This window comes from Arthrobacter sp. 10N418, assembly GCF_056394725.1.
Map to the genome: position 1 here is coordinate 183,112 of NZ_JBFTIK010000003.1, position 23,644 is coordinate 206,755.

The window sequence follows — 23,644 nt, forward strand, 5'->3', positions numbered from 1 at the left end:
CACAGGCGGGGACGCACCATCCGTCAGGACTGTCCGCTGAGCCTTTGAATGAATTCATCAGCTTTTGCCAGGTTGCGGGCCAACTTCGCCCGCTGGTGCACGGCCCTCTCAAGGAACTCCGCACGCCTCCCACCTCTGGGCCGCTTCCGCCATCGCAGCATTGGACGCCATTACGGAGAAGTACCGCCACCACGGCAAAGACGTGGAGATCGTCGGCCTCAACGACGCCAACGTCCTCGTGCGCGAACGCCTCCGCGGCAAGCCTGGGGCGGCCCACTGATCCCTCAGAGAGGACCGGCTCACTTCCTCGAGGCCGGGATTTCGTTGTAGACGATGAATCCGGCCGAGGCCGGCAGATACCAGTGCTTGCGGTAGCGGACCGGCCGGTAGACGTGGCCGAAGGGGTCTGTCACCCTGATCTCTGCCAAGTCGACCTGCTCGGACAACCGGCGGTCGACGTCGTGCAGGGTTGACCGCCGCACGTTGACAGCGCCAATGTCGAACGTCCATGGGGCCGGCGCTGCTGCCGATTCCCGTTCCAGTTCGAGGGTCTCGAAGATGCCGGACACCAGGGCGGCCGGCGATGCCGACATGAGGCGCCGGAGCCGGTGCTCCTCCGCGTGGATCTCCTGGGCGTCGGCCAGTGCTTGGCGGAGCCAGTGGTACTCCACGGGTCCAAGGGCCGGCCCAAGGATCAGGTGCCGGTTCGGGTCCAGTTCCAGGCGGTAGTAGTGGCCTTGGCGATCAATGATGCAGGACGCCTCGTCCATATACTCGAAGTCCGCAAGGAGAGCCCGTTCGGTCGCGTAGTAGGAAAACGCCCCGCTGTCATCAACGACAACGAAGTCACGGGCATCCTGGGCCGGTGCGGAGAGGAGGTCTGCTTGGGGGCGCGCCATGTGATCCATTGCGGTTCTCGATCCTGCCGGGCGTCAACCGTGTCCGATGCGGCCACGGTAGTCCCTATGCTCCATCACACCACCGGCTGCGCCCGCCCGGAAGAGGCTTTGATGCTTTCCATACGCCGGCGCGCCCGACGTTAGCGCTCCCTTGACGCCCGCATCGGCTCGGGTCCCGGAGGCACCCAACCCGGAGGACTCCCCCGTCAGGAATCCGGCGGCACGAGGGAAGGTCCCGCCGTGCGGGGCCTTCCCTTCGCTGTCGGGCTGGATTGTGCCCTAGACTTTCTCGCTTGTCCGATCAACAACCGGCTCCTGGGCCGGGCGCCCGCCTCGACGGCGGGGGAACGCCCAGAACAGCATGCCCTGCCTCTGCGTCCGGAGCTCCGAACGGTCCTCCGGCCTGATCTCGGCGCGGGGTTCAGGCGTTCGGTCGGATTCCTTCTTATAGCTCCGCCCGAAGTCCTTGTTGGATGAATAGCACATCACGTACCTCCTTTAGCGACTGCCCCTTAATCGTCCTCCCAATACGCCGGCCAGTCGACACCCTCCCGCAGGCAATTGTTCTTATACGGTCGAATACGACATGGACGGTTCCTGATCGTCGTCGGCCTCGACCCACGCCGAGAAGTCCTTCAGCGACATGATGCAGTAGTAGTCGCAGTACCTCAGGTTTTTCTTTTCCGTCTTGCTCATGACGGTAATTCGATGCGGCGGCGGAAACGGATGGTTCACGGATGTCGCCGCGGACGCGTCCGCGGAAGCGTCCGACGCCGGGCCGGCGGCCCGGTCGGGGATCAGTCCTTGGCGCGGGCCCGGCTGGGCTGCACCCGCGGGGGTTCACCCGGCATCTTCGGAAAGTCCGGCGGGAACGGAAGCTCGCCCAGCCCTGCCGCCTTGTCCCGCTCCCACCATCCGAGGAGGGTGTCAATGGTGCCGGCGACCGAATGCATCGCCGCCCAGGGATCACCGGTGGCCTTGAGCCGCCCGGGCACGGTGGCGATCGTGAAATCATGCGGATCCGCGTTCTCCAGTTCGTCCCAGCCGATCGGGCAGGAAACCGTGGCGTTCGGCAGGGCCCGCGGACTGTAGGCTCCGGCCATCGTGCGATCCCGGTTCGCCTGGTTGAAATCAACGAATACCCGCCGTCCGCGTTCCTCCTTCCACCAGGCGGTGGTGACCTTTGACGGCATTCGCCGCTCAAGCTCCCGCGCCGCGGCGATGACGGCATGCCGCACATCAAGGAATTCACGGCTCGCCTCGATGGGGGAAAAGACATGCAGGCCCCGGTTGCCGGATGTCTTGATGAAAGCATCAAGACCGGCCTCCGCGAGCACGGCCCGCAGCTCCTGCGCCGCCGGGATCGCATCATCGAACCCCGTGCCGGGCTGCGGATCCAGATCGATGCGCAGCTGGTCGGGGTTGTCCGGGTTGCCGGCCCGTGAGGCCCAGGGGTGGAACACGACCGTGTTCATCTGCACCGCCCAGACCGCGGCTGCGATGTCGTCGATGACCAGCTGGGGATGGGACCGGCCGCTCGGGTAGACGACGCCGACTGACCGGATGAAGTCCGGCGCGCCTTTGGGCGGATTCTTCGAGAAGAACTGTTCACCGTCAATGCTGTCCGAGAACCGCTGGAGGGTCACGGGCCGGTCCCCGTTCGCCGCCACGAAGGCGTCGCCCACGTCGACGATGTAGCGGGCGAGGTCCAGTTTTGTCAGACCCAGCGCGGGCCACAGGACCCTGCCGGGGCTCGACACCCTCAGTTCCCGGGTTCCCTGCGGACTGTTGACTGTTACCGTGGCTGCTTCCCTCACCATGAGCACAAGCTACCCCCTGGCCATCGGCAAATGAAGCCACCATGCATGGCTGGCGTGCATTATGGAGCCATGACCGCAACCGAATCCCCCGTCGCCATAGCCGTCGGTGACGGCACCGTCTCCGGCGTTTTCGCAAGACCGGGGGGCGCGGTTGCCACAATCGTCGTTGCCCACGGGGCAGGGGCAGGCCTGGAACATCCGTTCCTCTGCGGCCTCACACGCGCCCTGAACGAGGAGGGCATCGCGACGCTCCGCTTCAACTTCCCGTACAGGGAGGCCGGCAGGAAATTCCCCGACCGGCCGCCGGTGGCCGTGGCCGCCTGGCGGGCGGCCATGGATGCGGCGGCTTCCCTGTCACCCGGCGGGCCGCTGTGGGCCGCCGGCAAATCGTTCGGCGGGCGCATGGCCTCGATGGCCGTCGCCGAGGGCATGGCCGCCGCGGGACTGGTCTACCTCGGTTACCCGCTGCACCCGCCCGGAAAGCCTGAGAAGCTTCGCGATCAGCATCTCTACGGCCTGACGCTGCCGATGCTCTTCCTCCAGGGCACCCGCGACCCGTTCGCTACGCCGGAACTGCTCGAGGCGGTGGTCGCGCGCATTGGTGCCTCCGCCAAGCTTGAGTGGCGTGAGGATGCCGGCCACACCTTTGATGTCGCCGGACACAAACGCGGCGCCGAGGAGGTCGGGGCGTCGCTGGCGCCGGCGGTTGCGGCGTTCCTCAAACAGGCCGGCACGATCGCCACGTCCGCTGCCCCGCATCCCGGCGCATGACGCCCTGGGCAGGGCCGGCCGGGAGCGTCCGCGGGACTGAAAGGGACCCTGTCAGGACGTGCGGGCCAGGCGGTGCTGCAGGTGGGCTTCGATGGCGGCAGCCGCCGCGGTGGCCCCGCCCGCGCTTCGGACGGTCGCGCTCATGGCCGCCACGGCCTGGCGGATCTTCGCGTCCGCGCTGACCCCGGACACTGCGTCCAGCAGCTTCGCCGGAGTGAGGTCCTCCGCCGGAAGGCGCCGGCCCAAACCCAGCTCTTCGAGCCGACGCGCGGTGGCCTCCTGTTCGGGCTGCTGCGGGAAGGCCACCATGGGCACGCCAAAATAGAGCGCTTCCATGGTCGAGTTCATTCCCGCATGTGTGAGAAAGACATCGGCCTGGCGGAGAACCAGAAGCTGCGGAAAGGACGCCTGCACACGGACATTGGCCGGAATGGGCCCCAGGGACCCAAGGTCAGTCTGTTCCCCGATGGCCAGGGTGACATCCCATGTGCTCAGCCCGAAGGCCTCGAGGCACATCCGGAAGAACTCGGGCCGCCGGTTCAACGGAGTCGTTCCCAGCGAAATGAACAGCACGGGACGGGGGCCCTCATGCGTCCATTCGCCGCCCGGGTCCCGGCCAGCCACACAGGGGCCCACGAACAGGAAGCGTTCATCGAATGTCTCCCCCATGGGCTGGAATTCCCGCGGGATGAAGACGATATTGAACGGTGCCGGCGGACCGTCGAACATCCGCGGAGTGCTTACGCCCTGGTCGGCCGCGAATTCGGCGATCAACCGGCCCATCGCCTGCCAGGTCCTGGACATCTCCTCCGCCATTTCAGGCTGGGGCGCTGCAGGAAACAGCGACCGGAGGGAGAAATGCTCATTTGTGGCGTAGGTGGGCATCAGTGCGATCGCCGGGACCCCGATCTTCTCCGCGGCCATCCCCCCGGTCAGGGTCATGGCATCGAAGCAGACCGCGGCCGGCGGATCTGCCCCCAGCTCTTCCACCAGAGCGGGAAAGCCCGCCCTGATGTCAGCGAACACGCGCTCCATCATCGGACGCATCAACTCCGGCCGCGGCGGCTGGCCGGGAACCGGCGTCGGCATCAACGCCATCCAGTCCTCCCCGGAAGCGCGGAACACCGCCCCCGCACCCCGTATCCGTTGTTCGAACTTGTCCGACGTGAAATACGTGACCCGGTGCCCGCGGCGCACGAGCTCAGCGACGACCGCCAGCGTAGGGTTCACGTGCCCTGCGGCGGGAATGGATATGAACGAAAAGTGCATGATGATCACTCCTCATCGCGACTGGCGTTCGCCAGCGGCCACCATGTTTCATCATCATCCTCCTGCTGCCGCGCCGCCGCACAGAACAGCACGGACCGGGGTTCCACGGCCGTGCTGCACTGCGGCCGTCAACCGCACGTAACCGAAAGTATGGTCTCGGTTTGCCCCCGGTTCACCGACGCACCCTAGGCTCAACTCGCGTACAGGGGCACCGTTCCGATCTATGGAGGATTGACTTGACCAACCAGCACCTCGGAAGCCGGCCGTTCACGCGCCGGAACCTGCTCGCCGGTCTCGGAGCAGGTGCCGCCCTGGCCGGGGCCGGCGGCCTTGGCGGAAGTCCGGCCTTCGCCGGTCCCAGGACCAGCGCGGCAACCACGGCGGGCGCGCGCCGGTGGACCACATCGTGATCTGCCTGCAGGAGAACCGGTCATTCGACCCCAACTTCGGCACTGCCTCGTGGGCCGGAAATTACGGCATCCCCGCCGGGCCCCCGGCCCCTCCCCGGGACCGGCTCGCCCGGATCGGCGACCTCACCTCCTGCTTCCGCCAGGACTAGCCGCGGACACCAGACCTCATCCATCAGCCCCCACGGCGCCGGGAACCCCTGCGCCGGACAACGATCAGGAAACCATGAATCACTTCAAACCCTTCGCGGCTGCCACGGGCGCCGCGGCGCTGGCGGTCTCCACCCTCACAGCCGGGCTCCTTGGCTTCGGAGCCGGGCCGGCCTCAGCCGGCGACAAGCACGCCGGCACAGCGACGCCGATCAAGCACGTCGTCGTGATCTACGGGGAAAACGTCTCTTTCGACCACTACTTCGCCACGTACCCCAACGCTGCCAATACGGCCGGGGAAGCGCAGCAGGGCACCGGTACCCCCGCCGCGGCCTTCACCGCGGCGAAGGACACGCCCAAGGGAATCAACACGCTGGCCGGCGCCGGACTGCTGGCACCGAACAACCCCAACTCGGTCCAGCCGTCGCGTCTTACGCCGTCGCAGGCCGTCACCTGCGACCAGGACCACGAGTACACCGCCGAGCAGAAAGCCTACAACGGCGGCCTCATGGACAAATTCGTGGAGAACACCAGCAAGGACGCCTGCGGTCCGGGCCAGTTCGGCCGGCCGGGCCTGACCATGGACTACTACGACGGCAACACCGTCACCGGAATCTGGAACTACGCGCAGAACTATTCCATGAGCGATTCCCACTTCAGCACCGTGTTCGGGCCCTCGAGTCCCGGAGCGCTGAACCTGGTCTCAGGGCAGACGCACGGCGCGAGCGAATTCACCGCGGCGGGGCAGCCGGTCAAGCCGGCGGCCAGCGACTACACCGTCCGCGCGCCCGACGCGAACGGCGTGGGCACCATGATCAACGACCCCGACCCCGTCTATGACGACTGCTCCAACAAGAGCCACACCACCAACTCCAACCTGGCCGGCATGAACGGCAGGAACATCGGCGACATGCTCAACGACAAGGGCGTCAGTTGGGGCTGGTTCCAGGGCGGCTTCGCCCCGACGACCCCCGCCACGGCCACAACGCCCGCCTCGTGCGGCGCCTCCCACACGAACGTGGCCGGAACATCGTCCACGGATTACAACCCGCACCACCAGCCGTTCCAGTACTACAAGTCCACGTCCAACCCCCATCACCTCGCTCCCGCCAGCGACGCGGAGATCGGCCACAACGGTCAGGCCAACCACCAGTACGATGTCTCCGACTTCAGCAAGGTGGTCAATTCGGACAACATGCCCGCCGTCTCCTTCCTTAAGGCCCCGAACTACCAGGACGGGCACGCCAGCTACTCCGACCCGGTCGACGAACAGAAATTCATCACCGCCCAGGTCAACGCCATCCAGCAGTCGAAGAACTGGGACAGCACCGCCGTCGTCCTCGCCTACGACGACTCCGACGGCTGGTACGACCACGCCGCCGCTGCCGTGAAGAACTCCTCCAATAACCCCGACGACGCCGCGTGGTGCCTGAACGCATACAACAAGGGCGTCCCGATGTCCGGAGGCTACGCCGACCGCTGCGGCCCCGGCCCCCGCCAGCCTCTCGTGGTCATCTCCCCCTACGCCAGGAAGAACTTCGTGGACCACACCCAGACGGACCAGGCATCGATCCTCCGTTTCATCGAAGACAACTGGACGACAGGCCACATCGGCGACGCCTCTGCAGACGCCACAGCCGGCTCAATGAACGCCATGTTCAACTTCACCCACCGCCGCCAGGACAAGGTCCTGCTCAACGAACAAACGGGCGCCGTCGCCAGCATCACCCACGGCAACGAACACGCCGGTGACAACGGCAACGACAACAGCAATGGACACGCCCCCCACTAGCGGTCCCGCGCACTTGCGCAGCCCGTCCAGGACTACCTGGGCGGGCTGCAGTGTTTCTACAGCCCGGCGCCTCCACCTGTTCAAGTCTTGTCTTTGCGCCCGTGGCCTTCCATTCAGCCGGCTTCGTGAGCATGGGGCGAGTGAGTTCACCATGCAAAGCCCATGCGGGCGACAACGTACCCCTTTCCCCTTCGCGCCGCGGATTCCTGGCCGCCGCCGTAACCGGCGCCGCGCTGACGCTGGCTCCCATTCAATTCGCAGCCGCCGACACCGGAACCAGCAAGACCAAAACGATCACCGGGCACTTGGAACCGGGAGCCGCGGACTTCGTCTACCTTCCCGTCGAAGTGCCGGCCGGCGTCAACAGGATCAGCGTTTTGTACAGCTACAGCAAGCCCACGGTCGCCTCCGGGCTCCTGACGAACGCGTGCGACATCGGCGTCTTTGATGAGAAGGGAACCGACCTTGCCGGCAAGGGCTTCCGCGGCTGGTCCGGGGGCTTCCGCACTGAGTTCTTCATCTCCGCCGCCGAAGCCACCCCGGGATACCTGCCCGGCCCGGTCGGCAAGGGCACCTGGAACATCGCGCTCGGTCCGTACCAGGTGGCCGAGCAGGGCATGGACTACACCGTCAACGTCACCTTGGACTACGGAACCGACGGCGCGGCCTTCCGCCCGCAGTACCCGCCGCGGCAGGTTGCCGGCCGGGGCGCCGGCTGGTACCGCGGTGACGCCCACCTCCACACGGTCTATTCCGACGGCAAGCGCACGCCCGCCGAAGTTGCCGCGGGGGCCCGCGCCGCACGCCTGGACTTCATGATCAGCACCGACCACAACACCCCGGCGTCCCACGGTGTGTGGGGGCCGCTGGCCGGAAACGACCTGCTCATTCTCACGGGCGAGGAAGTGACGACCCGGAACGGGCACTACCTCGCCCTGGGACTCCAGGGCGGGGAGTGGATCGACTGGCGCTACCGGGCCCGGGACAAGGGCTTCAAGCAGGAAGCCCAGAGAATCCACGCCTCCGGCGGCATCGTGGTTCCCGCCCACCCCTTCTGCCCGTACGTCGCCTGCCGCTGGAAGTTCGGCTACGACGACGCCGACGCGGTCGAGGTCTGGACCGGCCCGTGGACCGCCGATGACGAATACGCCATCAACTCCTGGGATTCCATGCTCGCCCACTCCGTGCGGACCGGCGGACGCTGGCTTCCGGCAATGGGCAACAGCGACGCCCACAGTGCGCCGCAGGTCATCGGCTTCCCCCACAACGTCGTCAACGCCACGGCGCTGTCCCGAGACGCCATCCTCGAGGGCATCCGCAACGGCCGAAGCTGGATCGCGGAATCGGCCGACATGACCGTGGACTTCACCGTGACCTCCGGCGGCCGGAGCGCCGGCGTTGGGGAGCGCCTCGATGCCGCCGCGGATGCCCGCGTCACGGTCACAGCAAAAATCTCCGGTATCCCCAACGGGGTGGTCCGGCTCATCACGGACGAAGGCCAGACCCAGCAGACCACCCTCCCGGCCACCGGCCAGGGCACCAGCACCTGGGTGACCACCCCGCAGCTCGCCGCCTACGTGCGCGTCGAGGTACGCCACCCGATGACCGACGGCACCCCCAGCGACGGCACAGCCATGGGGACCACCCTCAAGCTCGGGCCCATGGCTGCGCTCACCAACCCGATCTTCCTCGGCGGAAAGTAGGGGCGCACCGGGCAGTTTATCGCTGCCGGGCCGGCCCGGCACGCGTCCGGTCCGGTCCGGCGGCGCGCCGGACAGGCCGGGTGGCTCACACGGGGATGTTCAGGATCTCGACGTACCGGGTGACCATCAGGTCTTGTCCCTTGATCCTGGCGATCGTTTCGGAGTCGGCGATTTCCCCGCCCGGAAGCTGTCCGGAGCCTCGCGTCGGTCCCAGCGGGAGGATGATCACGGGCGGCCCCGGGGAATATGCCGTCCGTTCGGCGGACCCTGCAAGCTGCGCCAGGACGTTGGCGGCCACGACCTTGGCCTGCCGGCCCGCGATGCCTGCCTTGTTTGCGTCGATGGCGGCGATGTCGCCGAGGGCGTAGATGTTGCCGAACCCGACCACATTCAGTTCCGGGTTGACCGCTAGGTAGCCCTCGGCCGTCCGGGCGGCCAGCAGACCTCCGGCAAGGTATCCCGTCTGCGGGGCTATTCCGTAACAGCGGAACCAGATATCAGCGTCAACGGTGGTCCCGGCCGACGTGGTGACGGAAAACCGGGCCGTTTGGCCGGCCGGGACGTCGGGTAGCCGGGTGAGGGGACTTCCCATGACCTGCTCGACGCGGAGTTCCCGCAATTGCCGGTTGATCTCATCCCGCAACCGTTGATCGTAGGGCCCAGGCAGGATCTGTTCAGCCTGGTCCACGAGGATGATCTCCTTGTCCGGCCACGCGGCGGCGATTTCCCCCGCGAATTCGAGTCCCACGGCGCCGGCACCCAGGAGCAGGACGCGGCGGGCCCGCACCAGGTTCTCGTGGGCACTGCGGTATTCCGTCAGCGCCTCGGCCGTCTCGTCCTTGTCGCTCTTGGCCGGAAACGGGTACGTGGACCCGGTGGCAAGGACAAGGATGTCAGGAATCAGCCGGATCCCCGAGGCCAGAACGACGTTGCGTCCGTCAATTCTGACGGCCCGGTCCCGCACGACACGGCCGTGAGAGAGCAGGTGGTCGTAGGGCAAGAACATGCGCTGCAGGAACTCCGGCTGGACCACAGCCCGCAACGCAGCAATGTTGTGCACAAACGCGTCCCTGGGCTCAATCAGCGTCACGGCAACGTGGTCATCTAAGGCCTTGGCAACGTTAATGCCGCCGTACCCTCCACCAATAATCGCTACCAGGGGCTGCTGGACAGCCGAGCCGTTCATGGAGTTCCCTCTTCAACGAAAGTGGCCTCCGGCACGCCGACGTACTGTCCTCGCGAAGTGGATTCAGGGGCCTACACAACGAGTATCCGGCCGCAGATGGGCCACGGGCAAGGGCCGTTCCGGTCAGCTCCTACCCTTGGTCCTTGCTGTCGCCGGGGCCGCCCACGGATCCTCCGGCCAGGGGTGCTTGGGGTAGCGGCCCCGCATCTCCGCACGGACCTGCGCGTAGGGTCCGGACCAGAAGGACGTCAGGTCGTCCGTCACGGCCAGCGGCCGCCGTGCCGGCGAGAGCAGGTGGAACAGCACGGGCACCCGGCCGCCCACGAGCCGGGGCGTGGCCGCCCATCCGAAGCATTCTTGCAGCTTGACGGCCAGCACGGGCCGGCCGGCGGGGTCGTCCACGGCCGGATAATCGATTTTCGGCCGGGAACCGCTGGGCACCTCAAGCCACTCCGGCACCAGCTCCCCCAGCCTGGCCGCCTCGGGCCAGGGCAGCAGCCGCCGCAACGGCTCGGCCAGGTCGATCCGGCTCGTCGGCGCGCCTCCGGCCAAAGCCTCGAGTTCCGGCGCCAGCCACTTGTCCAGTCCGGCAAGCAAGGCTTGCTCTGAAACGTCCGGCCAGGGCCCGCCCAGTTCGCGGTGCAGCATGGCCAGGCGCCGCCGCAATGCGTCCGCCGCCGTCGACCACCCGATGGTGCCCAGGCCCTCCCGTCCCAGTGCACGGGCCACTGCTGCGCGGCCCTCCGCCGCTGTGGGCCTGACCGGTGTGGAAGACAGCACGATCGCTCCCAGCCGGCGTTCCCGCAGGGCGGTGACCTTGCCCTGGTTGAACTGTGCCACCACGGTGTCGCTCAGGAGGTGCCGTGCAGCGGCCGCGGCCGAGTCCGCTGTCAGCGGCGCCGCAGACCGGATCACGGCGCCGGTCCCCGCGGCGTCCCGCCCTCCTGTGCGCGAGACCTCGGCTACGGCCAGCCACTCCTGGCCGGCCAACGGGCTGCCAGCGGGCAGGCCCGCCCGAGTGCCCGAGGAGAGCAGGTAGCGCTCAGGCCCCTCGCCCGTGACGCGGCGCGCCACCCGGTCAGGGAAGGCGAGCGCGACGACGAGCCCGACGGCCTCAGCGGCCGTCACCTCAGCACCGGAGGGGGCGCGGGCGGCCCGCGATGCCTCCTGCCGTGCGATTTTTTCCATCCGCCGGGTATCCTCCGCCCAGCGCCGTGCCGCCGGGTCCGTGCCGGCCCGCAGCGTGGCCAGGAGCCGGGTGAGGTCTGATCCTGGCGCCCGCTGGTCGCCGGCGACGACGGCGACGGCCTCAGCCGCGGCCCGGTGGCCGACGATGGCGGACCCGTCCAGCAGCGCCCGGGCCAGCCGCGGGTCCGCGGGAATCCTGGCCAGGGTCTTTCCCAGCGCCGTGGCGTGGCCGTCGGGTCCCACCGCGCCGAGTTCCCGCAACACCTCGACCGCTTCATCCATCGCGGCCGGCGGCGGGGCATCCGCGAGCGCAAGCCCCCGGCCGCCAGGGGATCCCCAGCAGGCCAGAATGAGGGCGGCGCCGGTCAAGTCTGCCACCGCGATTTCCGGAGTCTGATGGGCGGGGGCGGCCCCGAACGTCTTCTGGTCGTAACAGCGGACCACCCGGCCGGGGCCCTGGCGGGCGGCCCGTCCGGCGCGCTGCTCGGCGGAGGCCCGGGAGCACGACACGGTCACCAGGCCGGACATGCCGCGGTTGGAGTCGCGCCGCGGCTCCCGGGCCAGGCCCGAGTCGATCACCAGCCGGACCCCGGGAACGGTCAGGGAGGACTCGGCGAGCGCCGTCGAGACGATGATCCGCGCGGTTGCCCCGGGTTCCCGCCCGGAAACCGCCCGGTCCTGTTCCGCCGGGCCCGCCTGCCCGTGCAGTTCAAGCACCTCTGCAGTGGTCCGCCTGCGCAGACGATCGGCGACGTAGGCTACCTCCCACGCTCCCGGGAGGAACACCAGGGCGTCGATGGCAGGGCCGGCGGCCAGTGCTTCGGCGTGCGCTGCGGCGGCCGTGTCGGCCACATGGTCCAGGAAGACGCGGGCCACCCCCCTTTCGTCGAGGCGGGGAACCGCCGCGGGCACCCACGCAATGTCCAGGGGGTGCAGCGCGGACGGGCAGTCAATGACGGGAGCCGGTCCGGCGCCGTCGTACTCCCCCGTCCCGGCCGCTCCCAGCAGGGCGGCAAACCGGGGCGCGTCGAGCGTGGCGGACATGGCGACGAGGGTGAGGTCACCGCGGAGCTGCCGGACTTCGGCAAGCATGCCCAGCAGCAGGTCCGTCTCCAGGCCGCGCTCGTGGACTTCGTCAAGGATGACTGCGCTGGTGCCTTCCAGCCCCGGGTCCGCGAGGAGCCGGTTCAACAGGATCCCCGGAGTGAGGAACTCAATTACGGTGTCTGCTCCGGCCTGGCGCTCCCCGCGAACCGTGTACCCGATCCGGCCGCCGAGCCGGCTGCCGTCCAGGGCGGCAAGCCGGCGGGCCGCCGAACGCGCGGCAACCCGGCGCGGCTGGGTCACGACGATCCGCAGGTTGCCGCCGCTGTTATCCGCCGCGGCTCCGGCCACGATGTTGGCGAGCAGCGGGGGAACCAGCGTGGTTTTTCCCGTGCCCGGAGGCGCCTGCACGACTGCCGTGGCTGCCGGGAGTCCCGCACGCAGGGCCCCGGAGAGGTCCCCGAGCGAGTCCGCAAACGCCAGTCCGGCCCCGATGGCGCCCAGGTTGAAGGGCCCCTGGGCGCCGGCGGGGTCCGAAGGAACGAGGGGATAAGTCACGCATCCATTGTGCCTTCAATCCAACATGAGGGTTCCTTAATGATCCTTTCATCTGCGCCTCATTGTTCTCATCCATGCTGAGTTAAACGAGCTGGCCTGCGCCGGGAAGATGAAAGCGTTGCGGGAGGACCACGGTGGAACCTTTACGGATAGTGCTGTACTCACATGATTCCGTCGGCCTGGGACATGTACGCCGCAATCTCGCCTTGGCGCACGCCCTGAGCAACCAGTTGCCGGGCCTGACCGGCCGGGCTGTCACCGGGGTCCTCATCACCGGCACCTCACTGGCGCCCGCCTTTCCCGCCCCGGAGGCGTGGGACTGGGTCCTGCTTCCCGGCATCGCCAAAGGACCTGAGGGCTACGTGCCGCGGAACGTGAGCCTGCCCATGCCGGAGCTGGTGTCCATGCGGGCCAGGCTGCTTCAGGCCACGCTGGCGGGCTTCCGCCCGCACCTGGTGATAGTGGACCGCCATGCCACAGGCGTCCACCGGGAACTGGAAGTGGCCCTGCGGCGGGCGCGCTCCACCGGTCCCGTGCGGGTGGTCCTCGGCCTCCGTGAAGTCCTGGACTCCCCCGACGCCGCCTTCGCCGAATGGGCCCGCTTTGGCGGTCCCCGGCTGGTCAAGGCCTTGTTCGATGCGATCTGGGTCTACGGCGACCCGGCAGTCCACGATCCTGTCGCAACCGGCGAGATCCCATTTTCCCTGCGGAAGATCATCCAATACACCGGGTACCTCGCCGCCGGGCGGCCCCCGGGCTCCGGGACCACCTGCATGCCCGGCCCGTTCTACATGACTACCGTTGGGGGCGGGTCCGACGGGCATGCCCTGGCGAGCATGGCAGCGGCAGTGCCGGTGCCCGAGGGGCTGGGCCACCTGATCGTCGCGGGGCCCCAGATGCCCGCCGAGGAGCTCAACGATCTTCGGCGCCGGGCACGGCCCGGGGTCAAGATCGTCTCCGCTGTCGATGACGTCATCTTTCATCTCCGTCACGCAGCCGCCGTCATCTCGATGGGAGGCTACAACACTGTTTGCGAGATCATGAGCACCGACGTCCCTGCGCTCATCGTTCCCCGCAGCCAGGCACGCGCCGAACAACGGATCCGGGCCACGTCCCTGGCCAAGGCTGGATATCTCGAACACCATGAAATCGGAACGCTGACACCGGACATCCTGGCCGCCTGGCTGGCCGCGAGGCTCGGCACCAGGGTGGACCGCCGCCGGGCCCTGCTGAACGGCCTGATCCGCGTTCCCCAACTCGCCGCCGAATTGCTTCCGAGCGTTCCCCAGTCGAACGAACGCCAGCCGGCGGCCGCCGTGAAGGAGAGTGCCCGCCGTGTCGCCGTCTGAGCCGGGGACCGCCTACGTCCTCAAGATGTATCCGCGGTTCTCCGAAACGTTCATCGTGTCCGAAATCCTGGCCCGGGAAGCGGCAGGGGACAGGATCGAGATCTTCTCCCTGCTGCCGCCCAACGACCCGAGGTTCCACTCCGAACTCGCCAGGGTCCAGGCGCCGGTGACCTACATTGACCGGCCGCTGAAGACGATCGACCTCTGGGAGTGCTTTCATGCGGCCGAAGCGGCCGGCCTCACGGGCGCCCTGGCCAGGAACTTCGCCGAGCTCGCCGCCTCCGCCCCGGACGATGCTGTCCGTGCCATCAACCTGGCCGTCGCCCTGCAGCACCGGAACATCCGGCACATGCACGTCCACTTCGCGTCCGGAGCCACCAGCGTAGCCCGGCTGGCCTCCGCCATCACGGGCATCCCCTACTCCTTCACGGCCCATGCCGTAGACATCTTCCATGACTCGGTCAGCAGCGAAGACCTCCGGATCAAGCTCGAACAGGCCCACCACGCCGTGACGATCAGCCACTTCAACCTGCGCTACCTGCGCCGGCGCTTCCCCTCGTCCACGGCCCGGCTCCACCTGGTCCGCAACGGCCTGGACCTCGACCGCTTCCCGTACCGGGATCCGCGGCCCCTTGGCACCACGGTGCGGATCGCCGCCGTCGGACGCCTGGTGGAAAAGAAGGGATTCCAGCATTTGCTGCCCGCCGCCGCCGAACTCCTGGACGAAGGTTTTCGGCTGGACCTGAGCATCGCCGGTACCGGCGTGCTGGCCGAAGAGCTTGGGGCCAGCATCGAACGGCTCGGGCTGGGCGACCACGTCCGGCTGATCGGAGCCCGGACCCAGGACCAGGTCCACGAGCTGCTCGATTCGTCCGATATGTTCGTCGCCCCCTGCGTCGTCGGCGCCGACGGCAATGCCGACGGCATGCCCACGGTCCTCCTGGAAGCAATGGCCGCCGGCGTTCCCTGCATCAGCACGGCCGTCACCGGAATCCCGGAAGTCGTCCGGAACGGTTCGACAGGGATCCTGGCCCGCCCGGCCAATCCCCACTTCCTGGCCCGCGCCATTCGGAAGATGAGCTCCCCCGGCACCGACCGGGTCGCAATGACCCGCAACGCCCGGGCCCTGATCGAACACGACTTCGACGTCCGACGCCAGGCCGAACTGCTGCGATCCCTCTGCCGCGCCGAAAGGAAGGTCGCGTGATGCGGGTGGCCTACGTCTGCGCGGACCCCGGGGTGCCCGTCTTCGGCACCAAGGGTTCATCCGTCCACGTCCAGGAAATCATCCGCGCCTGGCGCAACACCGGGGCAACCGTCACCGTGTATTGCGCCCGGCTCGGAACCGACCGCCCTGCCGACCTGGCGGATCTTGAAGTCGTCGAAATCCGGCCCAGGCACAGTGAGGGGGCCGCCCATGAACGGGCGGTCGAAGACGCTGCGCTGGCCCTCACCGACAGGATCCTGCACGACGGGTGCGGCTTGACCTACGAACGCTGCTCGCTGTTCAGTCCGGCGACCTCCGTGGTGGCCCACATCCTCGCCGTGCCTACGGTGCTCGAAGTCAATTCCCCCCTCATCGATGAACAACAGCGCTACCGGCAGCTGACCGATGTCCAGACAGCCGACAGCATTCTCCGGCGCAATGCCCGGGCAGCGGATGTGGTGGCCTGCGTCTCCGAACCGGTGGTCCGCTGGATCCGCCAGCGGGTACCCACGGCCCGGACCGTCCTGGCACCCAACGGCGTCAACGTCGACCGCGTCACGCCACGCCCCCGCGGCCGGCGGAATCCGGACCACCTTACGGTGGGCTTTGTCGGAACGTTGAAGCCGTGGCACGGGGTCCCCGACCTGCTTCACGCCGTCGCGCTGGCGAATTCCGCAGCCGCCGCTCCGGGGAACCGGTGGGCGGTACGGATCATCGGCGACGGCCCGGGCCGGATGGACCTTGAACACCTTGCCGTTTCCCTCGGAGTGGAAACGGAGTTCACCGGGGCGGTGCCGCCAGGGGCCGTGCCCGGACTTCTTCATGAATGCGACGCCGCTGCTGCGCCCTATCCCGCTGACGAGGAAGGACGCGACGACTACTTCTCGCCGCTGAAGGTTTACGAGTACATGGCCGCCGCGATGCCGATTATCGCGAGTTCCGTGGGCCAGATTCCTTCCATCCTGGAGGACGGACGCACCGGCATTTTGGTCCCGGCCTCCGAACCCCGGGCTTTCGCTGCAGCACTGACCCGGATAGCGGACGATCCCGCCCTGCGCGAAGGTCTCGGCAGCCGGGCCCGTGAGGACGCCGAAAGGCGTTTCAGCTGGAATGGGGTGCTGGCCCGCATCACAGCCGCGCTGCCTGCCCCGCGAAAGGTGGTTTTGCCATGACGGCAGCGTCGAGGCACCTGCTGACCGGGGCCATGCGGGATAGGAGGCCGTGGCCGCGACTGGGCACCGGCCGTAAACCGGAGTCCGGCATCCGCCGGACACTTCGGTGCGTCCGGCCGCATCTGCGCCAGCACCGCCTCCGGATTGCGGTCGGATTCGCCGCCCTCGCCGTGGACGTCCTCTTCCGGCTGCTCGAGCCATGGCCAGTGAAACTGGTGGTCGATGCGGTCTCCCGTTCGCTGGGCGCAACCCTGAGACGGCCGGGGCCCTCATTGGAAGCCAATACACAGACGCTGCTGCTGTGCGGCGGCGTGATCGTGGTCATTAGTGTCCTCCGGGCGATTGCCAACTATTGGTCCGCAATCTCCTTCGCCCTCGTGGGCTCACGTGTCGCGGCCGAACTCCGTGCCCGCACGTTCCGCCACGTTCAGGGCCTGTCCATGCGGCACCACACTCGGGCCTCCTCCGGTGACACGGTCCAGCGGCTCGTGAGTGACGTCTCACGCCTGCAGGACGTTGCCGTCACGGCCGGGCTCCCCATGCTCGGCAACGCCGTTACCCTCCTGGCAATGACCGTGATCATGCTGTGGCTTGACCCGATGCTGGCCCTCGTTGTCTTCCTGGCGACCGGCATATTCGCCATATTGTCGCGTCGGAGTTCGGGATCGATCACGACGGCAGCCGGAAATTCCCGCAAAGGTGAGGGGGCGCTAGCCACAACGGCGGCCCAGACCCTCGCCGCCATGCGTGAGGTCCAGGCCTACGGGCTTGAGGACACCATCAGCTCCAACTTCCGGAAAAGCAACACGGCCACCCTCGGGACCGGGGTGGTCGCACTCCGGCTGGCCGCCAGCCTCGAGCGGCGCACCGACGTGCTGATCGGCCTCGCCACGGCCGTCGTCCTGGCCGGCGGAGGCTGGCGCGTGCTGCAGCACTCCATCACCCCCGGGGACCTCATCGTCTTCCTCACCTACCTCAAAACCGGGATGAAGCCGCTGAAGGATCTCGCCAAGCAAACAAGCAGGATCGCCTCGGCCACTGCGTCCGGCGTGCGCGTGGCGGACCTGCTGGAGGCCCAGACCGACGTGCCCGAAGCGCCCAATGCCCGCCCCCTGGAAAGCCGGAGCCCGGAAATTGTCTTCGACAACGTCTGCGCGGGACACGGCGAGGGCACCACAGTCCTTCACGGGATCAACCTGAGAATTCCGGCCGGGGAACGCCTGGCCATCATCGGTCCGTCCGGCGCCGGAAAGTCAACCCTGGCCAGCCTGGTCCTGCGCATGATCGACCCCACCACCGGCACGGTACGGGTAGGAGGCGAGGACCTGAAGGAACTCCAGATTTCGTCCGTGCGCTCCCACGTCTCCATCCTGCTCCAGGACTCCGTCCTCTTCGGCAACACCGTGCGGGAGAACATCAGGTTCGGCCGCCTGGACGCCTCCGATGAGGACATCGAACACGCCGCCGCGCTGGCGCAGGCAGACGACTTCATCCGTGCCCTTCCCGACGGCTATGACACAGTCCTGGGTGAAGCTGCCAAGGACCTCTCCGGCGGACAGCGGCAGCGGATCGCGATCGCCCGTGCCATCCTGCGCCAGGCGCCGATCGTCATCCTTGACGAGGCCACCGCCGGACTGGACCCTGCCTCCCGCGAATCGATCCTGGATGCCCTTGACGTTCTGACCACGGGGCGGACCTCGATCACGATCACCCACGATGCCTTTGCAGCCCGCCTGTCCGACCGGATCATCTGGCTTGAGAATGGGCGGATCCTGGAAGAAGGCCGCCCCCTGGATCTCCTGCAGGACCCGGAAAGCCGGTTCAGCAGGTGGATGGGTGGTCCTCCCACCCCGCGCAGCGACGAGGAAGCGGACGGACAGCGAGTGGAGCTGCACGACGTTGAGGTGCCGACGTGAACTCCGTGCGTACTCCGTTGCGCGGCGCCGATCACGCGCTCGCCGTCCGCGACGATGCCCTGCCGTGCCTCGCAGCCGTGCTCGACGACGACCGTCTATCCGAGCTGCTGGGCGGGCCGGCCCGCATCACCCGGGTCCGGTACAAACCACGCACGTCCGTGCTGGTTGCCTTCTGCCGCACCCGCGGCGGTCAAGAGGATTATGGTTGGGCGCTCACGACGGCAGGCAATACCCAGCTGGCAGGACGCGCCCGGAAGTCCGAACGGCGCGGCGGCGGCGTACAACTGCTCCGCCCGGCCTTGGCTGACGCGGACGCGGTCATCGCTGTGGGCGGAGTCGATGACGACTGGGCCCTGCTCGATAACCTGCGCTGGCTGCGCAACCAGGGCCTTGAGCTGCTCGGCGCCGGGCTTCCGTCCGAGCGCGGCTTCCCCGGCGGCTCCGCCAGGGTCGTGCGCTACAAGCCCGAGCGGCGGGTCGTTCTGGTGGAGCAAACCCCGGGTTCACCGATCGTGGTCAAGACAGCGGCTCGGGCCGTCCCCGAGACCGCAGGCCGTTTCCACCAGCGCCTGCTCGAGCATGGGGTTCCTGTGCTCCGCCTGCTGGGGGACGCCGACACATGGCAGCACGGAACCACCGCGAGCCCGCTATGGGGCGACCGGGACCTGTCCGCCAGCGACAACCCCGAGGCCGCCCGCGCCGCGGGGGAAGCCCTCGCCCGGCTGCACAGCCTTCCGACGGAAGGGGACGCCGGCCCCGCCGGGTCCGAAGCCCTCGTGGAACGCCAAATGGCGGCCACCTGCGCCATGGTCGCGGCCCTCCTGCCCGATCTGGAAGCGGCTGCGGCAGCCGCGGCCGCCCGGATACGCCAGCGCCTGGACGCGGTCGGCGCCTGGCGGACTCCGGTCCGGATCCATGGGGACTTTTCCGCGGACCAGGTGCTGGTCAGCGGCTCTGAGGTCCGTCTGATCGACTTCGACCGTGCCCACAACGCGGCCGCAGAAGCTGATTTGGGCTCCTTCGCCGCCGTGGCTGAAATGAGCCGGTGGCGCGATCACCCGAACGCATCTGTCGGTCCGGAAACCCGGCACCTGATCGATGGCTATGTGCAGGCCGGCGGCCGCTTCAACGCCGCCGCAGTGGATTTCTGGGCGGCGCTGCGCATGTTTGCCGGCTGCGTCGACCCCTTCAGGGACCGGGCCGCGGACTGGGCCACCGACATGTCCCGGCATATCGACCGCGCCTGCGAGCTGGTCCGATGACCTGGCTCCCGCCGGTCCCGCAGGCCGTCGTCGACGCCTCCGGGCGAACCTGGCAGGTCCACCGGGCGTGGCCGGATAAGACTCCGGGGGACTACATCATGGAAGTCCTGACGACCGGTCGAACGGGAGTCAGGGCCGCGCATCTGCGCGCCGGTCGCTTCGAGCTCGTGCCGCGGGACGATCCCGGGTTGCCGGCCCTGCAGGCAGAGGCACGGTATGGCGAAATCATTGCCCACAGGCCCCACGCACGGGCCGTCGTCCGGGCGGAGGACTGCTACATCAAGGTTTTCCGGCCAGGCGAGGCGATTGTCCCCGCCGAACGATGCGCCCAAACGGATCTCCTGCTGGACCCCCGCACGTTCGCAGCGCCCAAGGTCCTCCGGAACTCAGCGGATGTCATTGTTTTCAGCCCCCTCCCCGGACGGACGCTGGGCGAGTTGAGCCAGGACCACGCGGCCATCACCGATGAGTGGTTCGCCTGGGTGTGGCAGGAATTTGCGCACGCCTGGGCCGCCCAGGTGGGTGCCCGCTACGATACTGCCAGGCGCAGCGCCCTTGCCACCCTCCCGCTTCACCCGCCCGACGTTGAAGTAGCCGATTTGTGGCGCTGGGTGAACCGCTGGCTGCACCACTATGCGAAAGTCCCGGAGGCATCTTCGCAGCGCGACGCCTTGTGTGCCCGGGCAGAGGACGTGACGCAGAACCTCCTCCGGACGGCGCCGGATCCCCTGGTGTGGGCCCACGGTGACCTCCACGACAAGCAGATCCTGGCCGGCGACGGCATCTCCCCGCTGGGCCTGCTGGATTTTGACGACACCGCCCAGGCCGAGGCCGCCCTCGATCTCGCTAATCTGGACGTCCATTTGGAGCTGCGTGTCCGGCAGAACCGCATGACGGGAGAACGCTTCTTCGCGGCGCACACGCAGGTCCGGGCCGCCGCTGACCTGCTGCAGGTGAGCCCGGTCAGGTTCCATGCCTATTCCGCTGCAGCGTGGCTGCGCCTGGCGTGCTCTCCGCTGCCCGGGCGATCAGCCCTGGCCCTCGCCGTTCTCGACGAACGCGCCACGCACCCGCCCGTCCGCGCGGCGGAGGGGCTGACGGCATGAACTGGCACCCGGCCGTCCCGGCCGCTGTCCCGGACACGGACGGAACACAATGGCTGGTCCGGCGGGCCTGGCCCGAAGCCGCCGCGGGCGACTACACCATGGAGCTTGCGGCGCCCGGGCGCCCGGGCGTCAGGGCCGCCCATCTCCGGGCCGGAGCGCTGGAGCTGATACCGGAGGGGGGCGACCGGCGTCTGCCCGCCCTCGCGCATGCGGCACCGCTGGGCGAGGTCGTGGTGCACCGGGCCCACAAGCGTGCCGTGGTGAAGGCCGGCGCCGGTTATTTCAAAATCTTCCGGACCAGGCAGTCCGACGAAGCCGCGGGACGGCACACCCGGATGAACGCCATCCTGGACGCCGGGGACTTCCTCACGCCGCAAGTGGTGTCCTATACCCCGGGCTGCCTTCTCCTGACCGCCCTCCCCGGGCGTTCCCTGTTCGAGCTGGGAAAGGACCCCTCGGGCAGCGACGCCGTGTTCGAAGGAGCCTGGCGGAAATGGTCCGAGTGCTGGATCCGGCAACAACTGCTGGCTGGCGCTCCTGCGCACCGCGCTGCCTATGAGGCGCTCCCGGCCCGCACGGCCGCCGTCGAACTGGAAAACCTGCAGCGCATCGTCAATTTGTGGTTGCTGCATGCCCAGGACGACCCGGCGGCGCAAACCCAGCGCAGCGACGTCCGTTCCGCCGCCGCCCGGATCGGGCAGCAGCTGCTCGGCACCGAACCTGATCCGCTGGGGCTGTCCCATGGCGACCTCCACGACAAGCAGATATTCGCCGAAGGCCCCGAGGCTCCCCTCGGGCTGCTGGATTTCGACGAGGCAGGCCGGGCCGAAGCTGCTGCCGACCTCGCAAACCTTGCCGTGCACCTGCAGCTGCGCCTGCGCCAGGGCCGCCTGACAGCCGGACGCTACACGGCCGCCCGCCGCCAGGTCATCGCAGCTGCCGAGGAATTACGGGTCACGCCTGCGCGCTTCGACGCCTACGCCCAGGCGACACGCCTGCGATTGGGCTGCCTCTATTCCTTCAGGCCGGAGTGGGCCACCCTGGCCGGTAATTTCCTCGACCGCGCTGCAGGGGATGAAACCCCTTCGTTCGCCCATGCGTCGTCAGTGCGGCCCGCAAAGCTCAAAACCGTCAGCTGACAGAATATGAAATCTGTCATTCCATTGCTGTATGGTTCTTTTATGTCTACGCACCCCACCACCGCCCTCTTTTGGCCGCGCCGCCTCGGCGCAACCGGCCCCACGGTCTCCCCCTTGGGCCTTGGCCTGATGGGCATGTCGGACCTGTACGGCCCCGCGGACGACGCCGAGAGCAAGTCCACCATCCACGCCGCCCTCGATGCGGGAGTCACCCTGCTCGACACCGGCGACTTCTACGGCTCGGGCCACAACGAAATGCTGCTGCGGGACGCCCTGCGCGGCCGCCGGCGTGAAGACGCCGTCATCAGCGTGAAATTCGGCGCGCTGCGCGATCCTGCCGGCGGCTGGGGCGGTGTCGACACGCGGCCCGTCGCCATCAAGAACTTCATCGCCTACACCCTGCGCCGGCTGGGGACGGACTACGTGGACATCTACAGGCCCGCCCGCCTCGACCCTTCGGTGCCGGTCGAGGATATCGTCGGGGCCATGGCCGACCTCGTCACCCAGGGCTACGTCCGCCACATTGGCCTGTCCGAGGTGGGCGCGGACACTCTGCGCCGCGCCCACGCCGTCCACCCCATCTCCGATCTGCAGATCGAGTATTCACTCATTTCCCGCGGCATCGAGGACACCATCTTGCCCGCAGCACGGGAACTGGGCATCGGCATCACCGCCTACGGCGTACTGTCCCGGGGCCTCCTGTCCGGGCACTGGTCCGCGCAGCGCAGCGAAGGCCGCGACTTCCGCACCCACCTCCCCCGCTTCAGCGGCGAGAACCTCGACCACAACCTTCAGCTCGTCGAAACCCTTCGCCGTCTGGCAGAGGCCAGGGGGACCACCGTCGCCCGCATCGCCATCGCCTGGGTCATGTCCCGCGGCGAGGACATCGTCGCGCTGGTCGGCGCCCGGCGCCGGGACCGGCTCGCGGAGTCCCTCGGCGCAGCCGAGCTGGAACTGACACCGCAGGACCTGGCCGAAATCGAAGCAGCCGTCCCTGCCGAAGCCGCCGCGGGTACCCGGTACGACGCCGGACAAATGTCCTTCCTGGACAGCGAACGGCCGTGACCACCCCTCCGGGCGTGTTGACCACGGACGGAATCCTGGACGCTGCCGAGGACGTGCTCCGCCGTTACGGGCCGGCGAAAACAAATGTCGTGGACGTCGCCAAGGTGCTGGGCGTCAGCCACGGAAGTGTCTACAGGCACTTTCCGAGCAAAATCGCCCTCAGGGATGCCGTCGCCGAACGCTGGCTGGCCAGGTTGTCGGCACCCCTTGCGGCGGTCGTGGATGAACACGACGGTCCGGCGGTCGAGCGGTTGCTCCGCTGGATCCGGCAGCTGGCCGCGACGAAGCAGCGCATGTCACGGGAAGACCCGGAGCTTTTCGCCACGTTTCACCGGCTCACCACCGAGGCCCGGGACGTTGTCTCGGCACATGTCGGCCATCTCGCCGCGCAGATTTCCCAAATCATCGCCGCGGGTATCGCCAGCGGCGAGTTTGCCGCCGTCGACCCACCCTCAGCAGGACGCGCGGTGCTGCAGGCGACTGCTTTTTTCCACCACCCCGCCCACGCCGAGGACTGGGACAAGCCCGCCATCAGCCAGGACCTCGACGCCGTATGTCGCGTCCTCGTCGCCGGCCTCGCCACGCGGTAGGTCCGGACGCGCCCACCGGCCCGCAAGCGAACACCCGCTCCTGTCAGCTCC

20 protein-coding genes are annotated in these 23,644 nt (G+C 68.2%); 14 read left to right on the forward strand and 6 right to left on the reverse strand.

Annotation, left to right across the window (positions count from 1 at the left end; all coding sequences use genetic code 11):
- Positions 1-299: 299 nt before the first annotated feature.
- The 3 genes from AC1DCZ_RS03570 to ligD all read right to left on the reverse strand — a co-directional run bounded on the left by AC1DCZ_RS03570 (position 300) and on the right by ligD (position 2,719).
- Positions 300-899, reverse strand: coding sequence for a hypothetical protein (locus AC1DCZ_RS03570; RefSeq protein ID WP_476973391.1), 600 nt, complete (start codon positions 897-899; stop codon positions 300-302).
- Positions 900-1,466: 567 nt separating this feature from the next.
- Positions 1,467-1,595, reverse strand: a complete 129-nt coding sequence (locus AC1DCZ_RS03575) for a hypothetical protein (RefSeq protein WP_476896163.1) — start codon at positions 1,593-1,595, stop codon at positions 1,467-1,469.
- A 101-nt stretch (positions 1,596-1,696) separates the two neighbouring features.
- On the reverse strand, positions 1,697-2,719 hold the full coding sequence (gene ligD / locus AC1DCZ_RS03580) for a non-homologous end-joining DNA ligase (RefSeq protein ID WP_476896164.1): 1,023 nt from the start codon (positions 2,717-2,719) through the stop codon (positions 1,697-1,699).
- 69 nt (positions 2,720-2,788) lie between these two features.
- Between ligD and AC1DCZ_RS03585 the strand changes: the two genes are divergently transcribed.
- A complete protein-coding gene (locus AC1DCZ_RS03585) occupies positions 2,789-3,490 on the forward strand; it encodes an alpha/beta hydrolase family protein (RefSeq protein WP_476896165.1) in 702 nt (233 codons plus the stop codon).
- Positions 3,491-3,541: 51 nt separating this feature from the next.
- Here AC1DCZ_RS03585 and AC1DCZ_RS03590 read toward each other — a convergent pair whose 3' ends face one another.
- Positions 3,542-4,759: a macrolide family glycosyltransferase gene (locus AC1DCZ_RS03590; protein WP_476896166.1), complete on the reverse strand. Its 1,218-nt coding sequence runs from the start codon at positions 4,757-4,759 to the stop codon at positions 3,542-3,544.
- A 236-nt stretch (positions 4,760-4,995) separates the two neighbouring features.
- On the opposite strand from AC1DCZ_RS03590, the gene AC1DCZ_RS03595 reads away from it, so the two are divergent.
- The 4 genes from AC1DCZ_RS03595 (at position 4,996) to AC1DCZ_RS03610 (ending at position 8,811) form a co-directional block, all read left to right on the forward strand.
- A complete protein-coding gene (locus AC1DCZ_RS03595; protein ID WP_476896167.1) occupies positions 4,996-5,169 on the forward strand; it encodes a twin-arginine translocation signal domain-containing protein in 174 nt (57 codons plus the stop codon).
- Positions 5,154-5,318: an alkaline phosphatase family protein gene (locus AC1DCZ_RS03600; RefSeq protein ID WP_476896168.1), complete on the forward strand. Its 165-nt coding sequence runs from the start codon at positions 5,154-5,156 to the stop codon at positions 5,316-5,318. Before AC1DCZ_RS03595 ends, AC1DCZ_RS03600 begins: the two co-directional genes overlap by 16 nt.
- A 74-nt stretch (positions 5,319-5,392) precedes the next feature.
- Positions 5,393-7,108 (forward strand): phospholipase C, encoded by a 1,716-nt coding sequence (locus AC1DCZ_RS03605; protein WP_476973392.1) that lies wholly within the window; start codon positions 5,393-5,395, stop codon positions 7,106-7,108.
- 140 nt (positions 7,109-7,248) lie between these two features.
- On the forward strand, positions 7,249-8,811 hold the full coding sequence (locus AC1DCZ_RS03610) for a CehA/McbA family metallohydrolase (RefSeq protein WP_476896170.1): 1,563 nt from the start codon (positions 7,249-7,251) through the stop codon (positions 8,809-8,811).
- 85 nt (positions 8,812-8,896) lie between these two features.
- Here AC1DCZ_RS03610 and AC1DCZ_RS03615 read toward each other — a convergent pair whose 3' ends face one another.
- Positions 8,897-9,997, reverse strand: a complete 1,101-nt coding sequence (locus tag AC1DCZ_RS03615) for an FAD-dependent oxidoreductase (protein WP_476896171.1) — start codon at positions 9,995-9,997, stop codon at positions 8,897-8,899.
- Positions 9,998-10,120: 123 nt separating this feature from the next.
- Positions 10,121-12,787 (reverse strand): ATP-dependent helicase HrpB, encoded by a 2,667-nt coding sequence (hrpB, locus tag AC1DCZ_RS03620; protein WP_476973393.1) that lies wholly within the window; start codon positions 12,785-12,787, stop codon positions 10,121-10,123.
- A gap of 152 nt (positions 12,788-12,939) precedes the next feature.
- On the opposite strand from hrpB, the gene AC1DCZ_RS03625 reads away from it, so the two are divergent.
- The 9 genes from AC1DCZ_RS03625 to AC1DCZ_RS03665 are packed head-to-tail and all read left to right on the forward strand — an operon-like array spanning position 12,940 to position 23,593.
- Positions 12,940-14,136, forward strand: a complete 1,197-nt coding sequence (locus AC1DCZ_RS03625; RefSeq protein ID WP_476973394.1) for a glycosyltransferase family protein — start codon at positions 12,940-12,942, stop codon at positions 14,134-14,136.
- Positions 14,123-15,343, forward strand: coding sequence for a glycosyltransferase family 4 protein (locus AC1DCZ_RS03630; RefSeq protein ID WP_476896174.1), 1,221 nt, complete (start codon positions 14,123-14,125; stop codon positions 15,341-15,343). Before AC1DCZ_RS03625 ends, AC1DCZ_RS03630 begins: the two co-directional genes overlap by 14 nt.
- Positions 15,343-16,515, forward strand: coding sequence for a glycosyltransferase family 4 protein (locus AC1DCZ_RS03635; protein ID WP_476896231.1), 1,173 nt, complete (start codon positions 15,343-15,345; stop codon positions 16,513-16,515). Before AC1DCZ_RS03630 ends, AC1DCZ_RS03635 begins: the two co-directional genes overlap by 1 nt.
- On the forward strand, positions 16,512-18,431 hold the full coding sequence (locus AC1DCZ_RS03640) for an ABC transporter ATP-binding protein (RefSeq protein ID WP_476896175.1): 1,920 nt from the start codon (positions 16,512-16,514) through the stop codon (positions 18,429-18,431). The genes AC1DCZ_RS03635 and AC1DCZ_RS03640 overlap by 4 nt, the downstream gene beginning before the upstream one ends.
- Positions 18,428-19,693: a phosphotransferase family protein gene (locus AC1DCZ_RS03645; protein WP_476896176.1), complete on the forward strand. Its 1,266-nt coding sequence runs from the start codon at positions 18,428-18,430 to the stop codon at positions 19,691-19,693. The genes AC1DCZ_RS03640 and AC1DCZ_RS03645 overlap by 4 nt, the downstream gene beginning before the upstream one ends.
- Positions 19,690-20,799: a phosphotransferase gene (locus AC1DCZ_RS03650; RefSeq protein WP_476896177.1), complete on the forward strand. Its 1,110-nt coding sequence runs from the start codon at positions 19,690-19,692 to the stop codon at positions 20,797-20,799. Before AC1DCZ_RS03645 ends, AC1DCZ_RS03650 begins: the two co-directional genes overlap by 4 nt.
- A complete protein-coding gene (locus tag AC1DCZ_RS03655) occupies positions 20,796-21,938 on the forward strand; it encodes a phosphotransferase (RefSeq protein ID WP_476973395.1) in 1,143 nt (380 codons plus the stop codon). Before AC1DCZ_RS03650 ends, AC1DCZ_RS03655 begins: the two co-directional genes overlap by 4 nt.
- 42 nt (positions 21,939-21,980) lie before the next feature.
- Entirely contained in the window at positions 21,981-23,003 is a 1,023-nt protein-coding gene (locus AC1DCZ_RS03660; RefSeq protein ID WP_476973396.1) for an aldo/keto reductase, read from the forward strand.
- Positions 23,000-23,593, forward strand: coding sequence for a TetR/AcrR family transcriptional regulator (locus AC1DCZ_RS03665; protein WP_476973397.1), 594 nt, complete (start codon positions 23,000-23,002; stop codon positions 23,591-23,593). The genes AC1DCZ_RS03660 and AC1DCZ_RS03665 overlap by 4 nt, the downstream gene beginning before the upstream one ends.
- Positions 23,594-23,644 lie beyond the last annotated feature (51 nt).